This is a genomic window from Catalinimonas alkaloidigena (assembly GCF_900100765.1).
GTDB classification, from domain to species: Bacteria; Bacteroidota; Bacteroidia; order Cytophagales; family Flexibacteraceae; genus Mooreia; species Mooreia alkaloidigena.
In genome coordinates, this window is sequence record NZ_FNFO01000005.1 from 284,320 (window position 1) to 299,120 (window position 14,801).

The following is a 14,801-nucleotide window of genomic DNA, read 5'->3' on the forward strand; positions in this document are numbered from 1 at the left end:
GGAATGGTGCCGAAGGTAAAACTCTGCCTAAACCGCCGACTTGGCCTGACAAATCTTCAAGGTAACTGCTGATAATACTGCAACTGATGGTCGGGCAGCAACTCCGGATGCAGGATTTTGATCAGATCGGCCAGTAGCACGTGCGGTTCGATCACGCCGCGCTCCCAGTACGGATTCCGGCCTTCGGCGTCCATCTGCCGCGTGTTGTTGTACACCCGGCCCGTCTGCATCGGCCGGAAGTCGGCATACCGGGCATCTTGCTCGCGGATAGCGGTCCGGGTGGTGGCGGTACCGGTGTTCAGCCAGACCTCCGCCTCCAGGGCGATGGGATATACCGCTTCGAAGCTAAGGGGCAGCGACTGTTGCTGCCCGGCATCGTGCCACGGATAATCGGCCCCGGCATCGTGCAGCAGTTGCGTCTGGTAATTTTGCCCGCCCGGCACAAACCAGGTGTCTTTGTAAGGGAGGTTCACCACCACGGTCGGACGACTGTCGACGCGGTCCACCAGGGCAGCTTGCGTTTCATAAGCAGTGGCGATGCGCTCAAACTCCTGGGCCGCCTTGTGTTCCTGGCCGAGCAATGCCCCCATTACCTTGAGCCATTCGGCACGCCCCAGCGGATGCGGCTCCAGCCATTCGGTGTTGGGCAATACCGCAATGCCTGCCTCCTGTACAATTTCCAGACGCCGATTTTCTCCGCTGGCCCCTCCCGACACCATGACGACATCGGGCGACAAGCCCAGAATCACTTCCTGATTCGGCTCGTACGCCACGCCCACCTCTACCACTTTACCAGCGGCCGCACGTTTGCGGATCGTGGGTTCGTAGACGTCTTGCAGCCGCATCAACCCGGAGAGGACCGAATCGGCCCCAAGCGCGTGGAGCAGCGCCACGTGAGTAGTAGAGAGCGCCACCAGCTTCTGGACAGGCACCAAAATGCGGGGTGATTCCACCAGCGCAATCGACCCGGACTGATCGCGAGGTACCAACACCAACGTGAGCGTATCCTCCCCGGGGTGCAGGTGCAACAGCGTATACGCCTCCTGTTTGCTGAAATGAAAGCCACGCGCATACTTCACTTGCAACGCCGCGGGTAGCACCGTATCTCCCGAAATTTCGGCGACCGGCTGCGTTGCTGACCGATCCCAACATCCCGTTACGACTACCCATAAAAAACTCATCAGAAAAAATATACGCGCCTTTGTACTCATGGTGCAATGCTACGGATTTTTCAAGTGGCACATCCACGGCGCTTTTCCCGAAGGGGTTTTCCACAAACGAATTGGACCCTAACGTGTAAAGCTTTGATTTAATCCATTCCGGCTAACCCGGTGCATCGGAAGTCCGTATATAATTCTTACCTTTTTATAGCAATCCATCCACCAACCCACCGTAACAACCGGTAAAACACCACATTTTGCCGCCTTACACATCAAAACGATTACACCTATGTATCAGCCTACTTTATTAATGTCGGTCGACGGAGTCGGCGGCATTTGGACCTACGCTGTGGAGCTTTGCCGGGCATTGCAAAAGCTCGGATTTCACATCAACCTGGCTTACACCGGTCCTACACTCACCCCCTGGCAGCGCGAGCAGCTTGCCCACCTCCCCCTTGTCCAGTTACACGAAAAAACCTTTGGGCCTGAAATTACCGATCACGAAACGGAAGAAGCCGGCGAATGGCTGCTCTCGCTAGCCCACCGCACCGCTTCTGAACTGGTGCACCTGAATGGCTATACGTACGCCCATCTGCCCTGGCACGTCCCGACCGTGGTGGTGGCGCATTCGTGCGTCTGTTCCTGGTGGGAAGCCGTAAAAGGCGAAGAAATTGAAGGCGAGGTGTGGAAACAACACCGCCGCAACGTACGGAAGAAGTTGAACGCCGTGGACCGGATCGTGACGCCAACACAGGCGATGCTGGATACGCTGCGGCATTACTACGGCGACCTGCCCAAAGCACAGGTGATTCCGACGGCTTGCCTGGGCGACCCTTTCTACCAACGCCCCAAAGAAGAATTTCTGTTCTGTGCAGCCCCGCGCAGCAACGAAGCGAAAAATGTGATGGCCCTGGAACGCATCGCTTCGCGTCTTTCGTGGCCGGTGCACCTGGCCAGCGATCCGGACGCGGATCGGGGTCGGCGGGTGAACGTCGTGTACGAAGGCGAAATGCCCCGTGAAGAACTCGCGGAGCGTTTGTCGCGGGCGGCCATCTACGCCCTACCTGCCTTCTACGAGCCGTTCGGGTTCACCATTCTGGAAGCGGCCTTGTCTCAATGCGCTCTGGTGGTGGGCGACCTGCCTACTCTACGCGAGTTGTGGGGCGAGGCGGCCCTTTATGTCGATCCGTACGACGACGACGCCATCGCGGCTACCCTTCAGCAACTGATCGACAACCCGAAGCGCTGCAGGGAAATGGGGCATCGTGCCTGGATTCGGGCGCTCGATTTCTCACCGTCGCACATGGCTACTCAGTATTTTCACTTGTACCAGTCCATGCTGGAGGAACACCTGGTCGAAGAATGAGTTGAGGCGAAGGAACAGGTTGAACTGGGAGAGCGGCTTAAACGTCGCTCTCTTTTTTTGCGAAGAAGGCCCGAATGGCGTCGATCACGCGGGTTTGTGCCGCTTCCGTCAGGCCCGGGTAGAGGGGTAGGGAAAGACAGGTGGCGCTCCAGCGCTCCGCTTCCGGAAAATCGCCGGGTCGGTAGCCCTCGCGGGCGTAAACCGGTTGGAGCGGCACCGGAACAGGATAATGAAGCAGCGTACCGATCTGCCGGTCGGCGAGGTAACGCTGCAACGCGTCCCGCCGGGCCGTACGCACTACGTAGAGGTACCAGACGGGCGAAGCGCCTTCTGCAACGACGGGCCGTTGCAGATCGCCAACGCCCGCCAGTGCAGTGTGATAGCGTGCGGCCAGGATGCGCCTTTGGTCGGTCCAGCGCGACACATGGGCCAGCTTTAATCGCAAGACGTCAGCTTGCCATTCGTCGAGGCGGGAGTTAACACCCGCTTCTGCATGGTGGTATTTTTCGGCAGAGCCGTAGTTCCGCAACTGCCGCAACTGATCGGCCAGCGCCGGATCGTCTGTAGTGATCCCTCCCCCGTCGCCCAGCGCGCCGAGGTTCTTAGTTGGATAAAAACTAGTCGCATTCACCAGGCCGAAACTGCCGGTCGTCTTGCCTTGAAACGTGGCCCCGTGCGCCTGCGCGTTGTCTTCCACCACCTGGAGGCCCCGCCGCGCGGCCAGCGCCAGAATCGCGTCCATCGCGCACGGTTGTCCGTACAAATGGACCGGCACCACCGCCCGCGTGCGGGGCGAAAGGCAGGGCTCCAGTGTAGCAGCGGTAACGTTACCGGTTTGCGCATCGGGCTCCGCAAAAACGGGCCGCGCACCGGTATGCGATACCGACAGCGCCGTAGCCGAAAAGGTATGCGCCGGCACCACGACCTCGTCGCCCGGACCAATCTGCAGCGCACGCAACGCCAGGTAGAGGGCATCAAAGCCATTCCCGACGCCGACGCAAAAGCGCGTTCCACTGAAATGGGCGTAGGCTTGTTCGAAGGCAGCTAGGCCTTCGCCCAGAATGTACCACTGTCGCGCTACGAACCGGGCAAACGCCGTTTGTAGTTCCGGTTCCAGGTCGGCATTGGTAGCCTCCAGCGAGAAAAAAGGGATCGGGGGGATTTCGTGACGTTTCACAGCGATTTCTACGAACCAAACGGCGGCCTTTTGCTTTATCATTCCATACAATCGCCGCATTCGTGCTAAGTTTGCACATTATTCTTGATTCATGAAGCACATCCGTAATTTCTGCATCATTGCTCATATCGACCACGGCAAAAGCACCCTGGCCGACCGACTCCTGGAGTTCACCCAGACGGTTTCGGATCGGGACATGCAGGCGCAACTGCTCGACGATATGGACCTGGAGCGCGAGCGCGGCATCACCATCAAGAGCCACGCCATTCAGATGAATTTCGTCTACAACGACGAAACGTACGTGCTGAACCTGATCGATACGCCGGGGCACGTTGACTTCTCGTACGAAGTGTCGCGGGCCATTGCCGCCTGCGAAGGCGCGTTGCTGGTGGTCGATGCCGCCCAGGGCATTGAAGCGCAGACCATTTCGAACTTATACCTGGCCATCGGGCACGACCTGGAAATCATTCCGGTGCTCAACAAAATCGACCTGCCGAGCGCCTTGCCCGAAGAGGTCAGCGACCAGATTGTCGACCTGATCGGTTGCGAACGCGACTCGATCATCCGTGCCAGTGCAAAAGCCGGCATCGGCATCAACGAAATTCTGCAAGCCATTGTCGAGCGCATTCCTGCGCCGAAAGGCGATCCGCAGGCCCCGTTGCAGGCCCTGATTTTCGACTCGGTTTACAACACGTTCCGGGGCATTGAAGTCTTGTTCCGCGTGTACAACGGCGAAATCAAAAAAGGCGACAAGGTTAAGTTCGTCAACACGAAACGCGAATACGACGCCGACGAAATCGGCGTGCTGAAGCTGAAACAGGAAGCGCGCGACACCATCTCGACCGGCAACGTAGGCTACCTGATTTCCGGCATCAAAGAAGCGCGCGAGGTCAAAGTCGGCGATACCATCACGCACGTCACCCGGTCCGGTCCGGCTATTCAGGGGTTCGAGAACGTGAAACCGATGGTGTTTGCGGGGATCTATCCCGTTGATACGTCGGAGTTCGAAGACCTGCGGGCGGCCATGGAAAAGCTGCAACTGAACGACGCGGCGCTGATCTGGGAACCGGAAACGTCGGCGGCGCTAGGTTTTGGTTTCCGTTGTGGCTTCCTGGGGATGTTGCACATGGAAATTGTGCAGGAGCGCCTGGAGCGCGAATTCGACATGACGGTCATCACCACGGTGCCGTCGGTGCAGTTCCACGCTTACACGACCAAGGACGAGATGACGAAGGTCAACGCCCCGTCCGACATGCCCGAGCCAAACTACATCGACCACGTGGAAGAGCCGTTTGTACGGGCCCAGATGATCTCCAAGGCCGAATACATCGGCCCGATCATCGCGCTGTGCATGGACAAACGCGGCATCCTGAAAAATCAGGTGTACCTCACGACCGACCGCGTGGAACTGACGTTCGAACTGCCGCTGGCCGAGATTGTCTTCGATTTCTTCGACCGGCTGAAGACCATTTCGCGGGGGTATGCGTCGCTCGATTACGAACTGATCGGCTTCCGGCCGTCCCATCTCGTAAAACTCGACATTCTGCTGAACGGCGAGAAAGTGGATGCGCTGTCGGCCATCGTGCACCGCGACAAGGCTTACGACTGGGGCAAACGCCTGTGCGAAAAGCTCCGCGAACTTCTGCCCCGCCAACAGTTTGAAATCGCCATTCAGGCGGCCATCGGCACCAAGGTTATCGCCCGTGAAACGGTAAAAGCCCTTCGCAAAAACGTACTGGCCAAGTGTTACGGTGGTGACATTTCGCGGAAACGGAAACTGCTGGAAAAGCAGAAAAAAGGGAAGAAGCGCATGCGCCAGGTGGGCAACGTAGAAATTCCGCAGGAAGCCTTTATGGCCGTGCTGAAGCTGGAAAGCTAGTCTGTTCTTACCCAGATAACGATACGAGACTACGGTCAAAAGCCGTAGTCTTCTTTTTTAAACTTCCGGCTCGCTTCTGCGTTTACTTTTCGGGCACGGCGGGTCCACAACGCCCTAAATCGCCCACACCCGATCAACGATTTTATTCTTAGAATTTATGCAAGCCATCGAGTTGTTAGAAAGCACCCTGGTTCCGTACCGAAACCAACTCCTGACCCATCCCCTTTACGTACACATCCGGTCGGTTGCCGACATCCGTCAGTTTATGGAGTCGCACGTGTTTGCCGTGTGGGATTTTATGTCGCTGCTGAAAGCGTTGCAACGCGACCTGACCTGCGTGGCCGTCCCGTGGGTGCCGCAGGGAAGCCCGGTGGCCCGGCGACTGATCAACGAGATTGTGTTCGGTGAAGAGAGCGATGTGAATGAGGAAGGCGCGCCCATGAGTCACTTCGAAATGTACCTGGAAGCGATGGCACAACTCGGTGCCGATACCGCCCCGATCCGGGAGTTTATCGATCGGCTTCACCAGGGACAGTCAGTCACGGAAGCGGAGGCGGCCTTTGCGCACCTGCCGCAGGCCCAGGCATTTGTAGACTTTACGTTCGACGTGATTGCCACCGGCCAACTGCACCGAATTGCGGCCGTTTTCACGTTTGGCCGCGAAGACCTGATTCCTGATATGTTCATTCAGATCGTCAAGAACTTACAGGCCGAATCGGACGTGGACCTGCGCAAGTTGATTTATTACCTGGAACGCCATATCGAAGTCGACAGCGGCGAACATGGTCCCATGGCGTTGCAAATGATTCAGGAACTGTGCGGCGACGATCCTAAAAAGTGGCAGGAAGCGACGGAGATCAGTCAGGCGGCGTTGCGCCAACGCATCGCCCTGTGGGACAGCATTTACCAACACTTGACACAAGCCGAACCCGCGCGCGTGTAAGGCTTACTTGCCAAAAGCCCTCCACAAGAGCGCACCGGCCAACAGCAGCACGCCCGTCAGCACCAAAGCCCATTTGAAATTTTCGTCCCGGCGAACGGCTTGCATCTTCCGCCGCCATACGTCGACTTCCTGCGGAGAAGCTTTTTTGAGGTGCAGCGCACCCCGGCGGTAGCGGCGGTAGCGGCGGTAGCGGTCGCTGATTGCTTCAAATGTGGTGCGCTTGCCCAACAGGTTACGATTCTGTTCAAAGCGATCCTGCGACTGGCTGGCAAATCCCATACACGACAAGTTTTTGTGGTTGACTGATTTTACATTTCCTGTTCTACAGCAAGAGGCGATTATACAGCCCTCTGGCCACCCCGGTTCCTGGTGCGGCACTCTTCTTTTCCAGGGAATATACCTACCTTCGTCCGGCAAACGAATTCACCATCCTTAACGGCAACTCGCTCGCAGGCTGCGGTTTACGAAATGTCCTCCATGGTGTCCGAAAATCTTTTCTTAAACCCCGTCTTATAGTATTAAAAAATAACTATATCTTAGCAATATTTCACAAAAATAGTCTTATCAGATCGTGACGACGCGGGCGCTTTTTATCTGACTTTTTTTACGCTTGAAGCGCTTTTGTGAAGCATACGGCTACTTTTTTACACATCGCACCATTAACCAGCACGTTTGTTCGCTTTCTATGAAAAATCGACGGTTACCAACCGATCTTCACGGGCATACATTCGGAATGCCACTTGGCTTCGGTCCGTTTCGGTACGGTCGTCGCGCAGGGCACCTGGCGCTTTCATCACCATGTATTCGTACAACTTAGCAGACCATAGGTGAGCCGGAACGTATCCATGCAGCGCGCTGCGCTCTCGTCATCAACGTTGAAAACTATGCATCCAAACGCAGAAACGTCTACGACACTCGAGGTGCCTCAGGCTCCTAAGTCTTCTAAAAGGAAGTTTTTACGGCACGTCCACTATTTCCGCGGCTTTGCCATCCTCAACATTGCGTTCATTCACATCTGGTTTTTCCCGGAGAAGTACAAAGACACGCCCGACGTAGTGTTTCTCAGCCATTTCAGAGAGGTGATTTTCCACGCTTCGACCATCTATTTCCTGTTTATCTCCGGATTTCTGTTTGCCTATCTCTCCTCCAATTTCGATACCTGGAAGTACTACAAAAGCAAGTTCCTCAACGTGCTTTTGCCGTATATACTGATCACGACCGGGCTGTTTCTGGCCAGCAATCTTTCGCTGATCAAGCAAGCGGCCCTGGGTGAATTGGGCCAGGGTTGGGCGGAGGCGATTCTGACCGGGAGCATACAGGTGCAGTACTGGTACATTCCGTTCATTGCGCTGGTGTTCCTCATCAGCCCCCTGCTGCTCAAAATTCCCGATCGGATTTTCAATGCCCTGACGCTAATCTGTAGCTTCCTACCGCTGTTCGGTACGCGCACGGCCGTTGAAGTGAGCTTCGAGCTCTACATGTATTTTATGCCGGTTTACCTGTGGGGCATGTACGCCGCCAGAAACTACGACGCATTCGTGCGGGTCATTCAACAGTACAAATACGGGATTGCGCTGGTGGCGGTCGTTTTGTCGGGTGTGCTTTTCTGGTTGCGGTTGTACCCCAGCCAGCCCGACGGCGTGCTTGAAGCACTGTATTACGTACAGAAAATGGCGTTTACATTCCTGATTTTCGTATTCCTGATGCGGTACGAACACGTGGAAGTCAAATTGCTCGACCAGTTTGCGGTGTACAGTTTCTCCATCTTCTTTCTGCACACCATCGTGGACGTGTACTTCATCAAAAAACAGATTTACGAGGTGATCATGACGCTGCCGCTTTACCTGATTGCCCCGATTTCGCTGCTCTATACGGCCCTGATTTGCCTGATTACCCTTTGGGTCAGCATGTTGATTAAAAAAGTACTCGGCAAGTATTCGCGCTACCTGATCGGCTCCTGACGGGCGGCCCGGCAAGGCTTTCTTTGCATCACCATCAGGCCCATATCCGCTCGACCTTCTGTAACGGGCGGGATTAGTGGGGCTTACCCAACAACGCGTAACCGCGCATAACCCAACAGTTGGTGCCCCAGTGCGGGCGACCCGCAAGGGTTTTGATCGTGAGTAGTACCTTTGCCGTCCGTACCGTTTCCGACCACGTCCATGTCACTCCGTACCCAGAAAGAAGCTTTATTGACCCAGCTGCATGCTGTGGTGGATGAAAAGATCGCGACGGCTCAGGCAGCCATTGCGTCGGCGAAAGAGTCGCGGGACGGCGAGACCAAGAGTACGGCAGGCGATAAATACGAGACCGGGCGTGCCATGATGCAGATCGAAATGGACCGACACGAGGCTCAACTCGGCAAAGCGCTGGCCCTTAAAAACGAACTGGCCCGGGTGGACCTTACCAAAACGTATGCAAAGGCAGAGTTTGGAAGTCTGGTTGCTACGACCCAGGGCACCTACCTGCTGGCCATCGGACTGGGAAAGGTCGACGCGGAAGGGCAGACGTACTTTACCGTCTCGCTTGCCTCGCCCATCGGGCAACTTTTGCAGGGCAAATCAACCGGCGACGCGGTGCAATTCGGCGGCCGGACGTTGGTAATCGAAGCCCTTGTCTAACGCCAAAGCCCCCGGCAGGCACCCTCCCGCTCCCGAGTTGCTTGCTAGATAACTGGGTATGGAAGTAAAGAAGGATACCTGACGAGGGCTCGTCTCGCGCGCGTAGCTACTTAACCGGCTCGATGCGGAACCAGTCGAAATCGGCGTAGCCGGCATCGTTGGTCTGCGCCTGGCGGGTACACATCAGCCCCACTTTCGCGCCGACCCAACGGCCTTCGCTCGCCTCGAACACATCGCCGACCGGCGTAAATCTTTTGCCGTTGGTGCTGTAACTGAACTGGCACTTCGCACCGGGGGTCACCGTGACGCGGAGGTAAACGGTCGGATCTTTCAGCCGGGTGATTTCCGTCTCTTTTTCGGGCGCCCCTTTTTCCGCATCCATCGCTACGCCGTGCATCAGATGCAGACCGTCTTCTTGGCTTTTGACCGTCAGGTTAGCGTAGTCGTAGCCCATCACCACCAACCCGGCCTCTTCGTTTTGCAGTTTCGGATTGTGGGTAAACGTCAGTTTTGTGGTGGCCTGAAACACACCGGCCGGAAATTTCTGGAACAATTGGTTGGGCACATTCCACAGGTTGGGTACGCTATCGGGCACCGGCATCGTGTACATGCGCAACACGCCCTTCGCGGGGTTCGGAAAAGCCCAGTACGGTTGCGGATTGGCGTGCCATTGCCACTGGAGGCCCAGCCGCGCGTCGTTGAACTCGTCCGATTCCGGCGGCGTCACCTTCGGGTAGGTTTTGCCAACATTAGGTTTCTGGTACGTATGGACCGGCTCTCCCGTCCCGTCGCCGTCTTTGTCCACCCCAATCACGGGCCAGTCGTTTTTCCACTGCATGGGATTGAGGTGCACCACCCGCCCGTACGGTCCCTGGTCCTGGAAATGCAGAAACCAGTCTTCGCCGGTCGGGGTGTCGACCCACGCCCCCTGGTGAGGTCCGTTGATGTCCGTCCGGCCCTGTTCCATCACTACTTTGCGTTCATACGGTCCGTAAATATTTTTAGAGCGCAAGACCAATTGCCAGCCCGTGGGAACACCCCCGGCCGGCGCAAAAATGTAGTAGTAGCCGTTGCGTTTGTAAAACTTCGGGCCTTCGATGGTCGGGTCTGTTTCGTGCCCGTCGTAAACCAGCACGCCGGTGTCGAGCGTTTTGGTCCCCTCCGGGTTCATCTTCTTCACCACGATCACGCTTTTGATGCCCGCCCGGCTCCCGGCATAGGCATGGACGAGGTAGACCTGCCCGTCGTCGTCCCACAGGGGACACGGATCGATCAGCCCTTTGCCCCCTTCCACCAGAATCGGGTCAGACCAGGGTCCGGCCGGATTTTGCGCTTTCGTCACGTAAATCCCGAAGTCAGGATCGGGGTAGTAGATGTAGAATTCGCCGTCGTGGTGCCGAATGGCAGGAGCCCATACGCCATTGCCGTGCTGGGGCGTCTCAAAATGCGCAATCGGTACCTGACGGGGCAACGCATGGCCGATCAGTTCCCAGTTCACCAAGTCTTTTGAGTGCAGAATGGGCAAACCGGGTGCAGCGTTGAAACTCGACGACGTCATGTAAAAATCGTCGCCCACACGGCAGGCATCGGGGTCGGAATAGTCGGCGTAGAGAATCGGATTTTTGTACGTGGCACCTTGGTCGGCCACCCACACGCTGGAAACGGGGGCGGCGCTTTTTTGCGCGAACGCTGCGCTACACATACCTGCCGCCAGTCCGACGGCTACGAAATACTTCATGTATCAATAACAAATGGGCAAATGACAGAAACAAAAGCGCTTTGAGCACAGGCCTCTACTTCCATCCTATATGTATTCACTACGTGAGGCTTTATAACCTTTGCAGTCCCTGAAAGACCAGTTGCGCGACCGCTTCGGCCCCTTCGGGCTGAAAGTGGGTATTGTCGCTTTGCCCGTCGGGATAGGCCTCGTAGGTGTTGGCGGGCAGATTCATAAAATAATGGTCCGTCACGTACTCCTTCCCCCGGTCCGAGAACGCATCCATCGATAGCTGGTTCAGGTCGATCAGGTCGACTTGCAGTTCCTGCGCCACTTCCTTCATCGCCTGCGGATAGTCGCCGTGAACGTTGGCCAGGTGTCCGTTCTCCCAAGGGTAGTTCCGTGCCACGGGCGTCAGCAGAATAGGACGCGCTCCTTTTTCGCGGGTCTGGCGGACAAACAACCGGAGGTATTCTTTGTATCCCGCTTCGTTGACGTACCGCTCCGTTTTCTCCTTGGCGGCATCGTTGTGCCCGAACTGGATCAGTACCAGATCGCCCTTCCGCAGCGATTCGTACACGTTCCGCCAGCGCCCTTCCTCAAAAAAAGTGCGGGTGCTGCGGCCGCCGCGCGCGACATCGCGCACCAACACGCTGTCGGTCTTGATCAGATTCCGCACTTTGCCAAGGCTATCGGCACTCATAAAATGCTGGAACACCTGCCCCCATCCCATCAGCGGGTAGCGTTTCTTCTGATAATCTTCGTCGTAAGTCGTATAGTCGGCCATGGTCGAGTCGCCGACCAGAAACACCTGCGTCGGTTGTTTCTTGAGCACGGTAAACGACATCAGGCCCAAAAGCAGCAGGAGAGCACGAAAACGCATCCGGAAATAGGTTTTTAGAAGGTAGAAGGTCAGGGTGTAAAATTATAATGGCCGCTCGGCCAATTCGTTTAGATATACTTCCACGTTGGTGTACAGGGGGTTCAGCGTGTGCTGCGCACCATCGGCGCTGTCGCGAGGATCGAGCCGGTGCTTCTTCTCCCAGCGGTCGGGCATGCCGTCGCGATCCTGATCGGCCGGAGGATCGGTCGACTTCAGTTCGGGCCACCCGCCCACCTGCGCCTGTGAGTCGATAATGCCCGTGCCAAACGTGGCTGTTCCGTCACGCACTTCCCGGACAATGCGCTGGTCGACCGCATCGCGCACGCGGCTGGCGCCCGCCTTTTTGAGCACCGCTTCGTAGGCCGTGACGGCATCCTGCGCATCTTCCAACGCCGGGGCCGGAAAGGGTTCCGGGTGACGCGCTGCGGCCGGATTGTCGGCCTGTACGCCCCCCTCCCAGTTGTGGGCCGAGATGGCTTCGCTGCCGACCATGTAATTGCCGTGGATGTAGTACTGTCCGTAGGGTTCCCACGGGGCGATGATGCGCTCGCGCTTCGATTTTTCGGTGGCCGGTCCGGGCTTGTAATAGTTATTGACCACGTTGTAGTGCCCTTTTTCGCCGCCGTAGATGCTGTTTCCGCCCCAGTTGTAAATCACGTTGTTGCGGAAGTCGACCAGTTCTTTATCGGTGTTAGGCGTAGAGGACGAGCCGCTGAAGCGGGGATTACGGCTGGTGTGGTGCGCCAGCAGATTGTGGTGGAACGTGGCGCCTTCGCCGCCCCAGATGCCCCCGTACCCGTGGTCACCTTTGTGATGCACCGATTCATTGAGACTTTCGGAGATGATGCACCACTGCATCGTGAAGTTCTTGTTCCAGTAGAACGACGCACATTCGTCGGTCGACCAACTGATGGAACAATGGTCGATCATCACGCGGTCCTGCTTCCGTCCGCCCAGAGCGTCGGCCTCTTGCTTGGTTTCGTCGCCCATGCGCACCCGGAGGTACCGGAGGATGACGTTGTCGGCCTTGACGTTGACCGGATAATCTTTCAGGCAAATGCCGTCGCCCGGTGCCGACTGCCCGGCGATGGTCAGATCACCGTTGTTGATGTCCAGCGATGATTTCAGGGCAATGGTGCCCGACACGGCAAAGACGATGATGCGTGGCCCGTGTTTACGCACCGCCTCGCGCAGGCTGCCCGGCCCTTCGTCGTTTAGGTTCTCCACGACATAGACCGTTCCGCCCCGCCCGCCGGTAGCATGCGCACCGAAGCCTTCTGCCCCCGGAAACGCCAGCGGTTGTGCGTGCATTTCCACGGTGCTTCCCAGGGTCACGACCACCAGGCTCAGGCGAAAAATCCAGTTCATACTCATGCGTAACTTCTCCATGTCAGCCTTATTAAACGTTGGGGGCGCTTTGCTCCTTATCAAGAAAGACGAACTCCGGCCCTGAGTATACCCACTCGGGACGCTTTCCTGCCGAATCGGATGAATGATGCGCAGGAAAGGGGCGTTCAATTCCCCTTCGGCCCCCTTTCGCTGCACATCGTCCTCATCTCCCTCGCAGAAGGTTTTGCGGCCAGGCGTAATGCTTACTGGACCTGGCGTTCGGTGATTTCATGCACCAGGCTATTAAAATAGACTTCTACGTTCTCGTAGCCTGTGCTCAGGTCGTGGCCGTTGGCATTATCCTGAGCGGGGTCCAGTTTCTTTTCGGTTTTCCAGGCATCGGGCATGCCATCGCCCGACGTATCCAGCGGCGGCTCGGCCGAACGCAGTTCGGGCCATCCTCCTACGTCGCTTTGCGTATCGATGATGCCGTTGCTACTGCCGTTTGAGCCAGAAAAAGTGAACAATCCGGTCTGGACTTCCCGTACCACACGGGCGTCTACCGTGTCGCGGTGCAGGGAGGCCCCGCTGTACGCCAGCACGTTGTCGTATGCTTCGGCGGCCGTGTGTGTCGTGACGTTGTCGTTGATCGGATGCGGCTCCGCCTGCCGGATGGCGGCCTTTTCTTCGTCCGATACAGTACCGTACTTGCTGTGAAACTGGTTGAACACGCCGTAGGTCCAATTGTCGGCTGTTACGTCGGGGCTTCCTTCCATCACGTTCCCGGCGATGTAGTACTTGCCCCAGGTATCGTAGACGTCGGTGCCTTCGTTGGTATTTTTATCGATCGAGATGATCCGTTGCCGCTTTTTGGTGGCCGGGCCGGGCTTGTAATAACAGTTGACGATGTTGACGTTCATGGCTTCGCCGCCGTACGTGCTGTTGTTGCCCCAGTTGTAGAATACGTTGTTGCGCAGATCGACCAGATCGGTCAATGCAAAGGCTTTGCCGGCCTCTTCGCCCAGACGCGGATTACGACTGTCGTGGTGCGCCAGCAGGTTGTGGTGAAACGAGGCTTTTCGCCCGCCCCAGATGCCGCCGTAGCCGTGCGCGCCTTTGTCGTGCACCGAATTGCGCAGGCTCTCGGCAATCAGACACCACTGCACCGTCGTATTTTCGTTGGCATAAAACGAGACACACTCGTCGGTTGACCAGCTCATGGAACAATGGTCGATGATGATGTCGTGGTGAAAACGCCCGCCCAGGGCGTCGGCTTCCTGTTGCGCTTCGTCGCCCATCCGGAAACGCAGGTACCGGATGATGACATTGTCGGTGCTGATGGTGACGGGGTAGTCTTTCAGGCAAATGCCATCGCCCGGCGCCGTTTGTCCCGCAATTGTGACGTCGCCATTTTTGATGTCGAGGCGCGACCGCAGGGAAATGGTGCCGGATACCTGAAACAAAATGTAGCGCGGACCGGCCTGGTTAATGGCGTAGCGCAGTGTGCCCGGCGAACCGTCGTCGGTCAGTTTGGTAACGTAGAGCACCTTGCCGCCCCGCCCGCCCGTAGCGTTGCGGCCGAAGCCCTCTGCCCCGGGAAAGGCGAGCGCCGCTTCTTCGACAGGAGTGGGCTTTTCAGGTTCCGGATCAGGCCCGGGTGTAGACCCGGTCGGTCCGGATTTGCAACTCAAGAGCGCGAGGATACAACCTCCAATCAGGAGGGATA

Annotated in this window: 12 protein-coding genes; 5 read left to right on the forward strand and 7 right to left on the reverse strand. The window is 57.1% G+C overall.

What is annotated here, in order from left to right; genetic code table 11:
* Positions 1-56: 56 nt before the first annotated feature.
* Positions 57-1,181 (reverse strand): ABC transporter substrate-binding protein, encoded by a 1,125-nt coding sequence (locus BLR44_RS14895; RefSeq protein WP_176956059.1) that lies wholly within the window; start codon positions 1,179-1,181, stop codon positions 57-59.
* A 268-nt stretch (positions 1,182-1,449) separates the two neighbouring features.
* Between BLR44_RS14895 and BLR44_RS14900 the strand changes: the two genes are divergently transcribed.
* Positions 1,450-2,526, forward strand: a complete 1,077-nt coding sequence (locus BLR44_RS14900) for a glycosyltransferase family 4 protein (protein WP_089683294.1) — start codon at positions 1,450-1,452, stop codon at positions 2,524-2,526.
* 37 nt (positions 2,527-2,563) lie between these two features.
* Here BLR44_RS14900 and BLR44_RS14905 read toward each other — a convergent pair whose 3' ends face one another.
* A complete protein-coding gene (locus BLR44_RS14905; RefSeq protein WP_245706073.1) occupies positions 2,564-3,703 on the reverse strand; it encodes a DegT/DnrJ/EryC1/StrS family aminotransferase in 1,140 nt (379 codons plus the stop codon).
* Positions 3,704-3,794: 91 nt separating this feature from the next.
* On the opposite strand from BLR44_RS14905, the gene lepA reads away from it, so the two are divergent.
* A complete protein-coding gene (lepA, locus tag BLR44_RS14910; RefSeq protein ID WP_089683300.1) occupies positions 3,795-5,582 on the forward strand; it encodes a translation elongation factor 4 in 1,788 nt (595 codons plus the stop codon).
* 157 nt (positions 5,583-5,739) lie between these two features.
* A complete protein-coding gene (locus tag BLR44_RS14915; protein ID WP_089683303.1) occupies positions 5,740-6,525 on the forward strand; it encodes a DUF3050 domain-containing protein in 786 nt (261 codons plus the stop codon).
* A 3-nt stretch (positions 6,526-6,528) separates the two neighbouring features.
* Here BLR44_RS14915 and BLR44_RS14920 read toward each other — a convergent pair whose 3' ends face one another.
* Positions 6,529-6,804, reverse strand: a complete 276-nt coding sequence (locus BLR44_RS14920) for a hypothetical protein (protein WP_089683306.1) — start codon at positions 6,802-6,804, stop codon at positions 6,529-6,531.
* A 605-nt stretch (positions 6,805-7,409) separates the two neighbouring features.
* Between BLR44_RS14920 and BLR44_RS14925 the strand changes: the two genes are divergently transcribed.
* A complete protein-coding gene (locus BLR44_RS14925) occupies positions 7,410-8,486 on the forward strand; it encodes an acyltransferase family protein (RefSeq protein WP_176956060.1) in 1,077 nt (358 codons plus the stop codon).
* Between the two features lie 201 nt (positions 8,487-8,687).
* On the forward strand, positions 8,688-9,146 hold the full coding sequence (locus BLR44_RS14930) for a hypothetical protein (protein WP_089683313.1): 459 nt from the start codon (positions 8,688-8,690) through the stop codon (positions 9,144-9,146).
* A 106-nt stretch (positions 9,147-9,252) separates the two neighbouring features.
* Here BLR44_RS14930 and BLR44_RS14935 read toward each other — a convergent pair whose 3' ends face one another.
* The 4 genes from BLR44_RS14935 to BLR44_RS14950 all read right to left on the reverse strand — a co-directional run bounded on the left by BLR44_RS14935 (position 9,253) and on the right by BLR44_RS14950 (position 14,766).
* A complete protein-coding gene (locus BLR44_RS14935; protein ID WP_089683316.1) occupies positions 9,253-10,884 on the reverse strand; it encodes a glycoside hydrolase family 43 protein in 1,632 nt (543 codons plus the stop codon).
* A 91-nt stretch (positions 10,885-10,975) separates the two neighbouring features.
* Positions 10,976-11,746: a rhamnogalacturonan acetylesterase gene (locus BLR44_RS14940; protein WP_089683318.1), complete on the reverse strand. Its 771-nt coding sequence runs from the start codon at positions 11,744-11,746 to the stop codon at positions 10,976-10,978.
* 42 nt (positions 11,747-11,788) lie between these two features.
* Positions 11,789-13,114, reverse strand: coding sequence for a pectate lyase family protein (locus BLR44_RS14945; protein ID WP_317042791.1), 1,326 nt, complete (start codon positions 13,112-13,114; stop codon positions 11,789-11,791).
* 224 nt (positions 13,115-13,338) lie between these two features.
* Positions 13,339-14,766, reverse strand: a complete 1,428-nt coding sequence (locus tag BLR44_RS14950) for a pectate lyase family protein (protein WP_245706074.1) — start codon at positions 14,764-14,766, stop codon at positions 13,339-13,341.
* Positions 14,767-14,801: the final 35 nt, after the last annotated feature.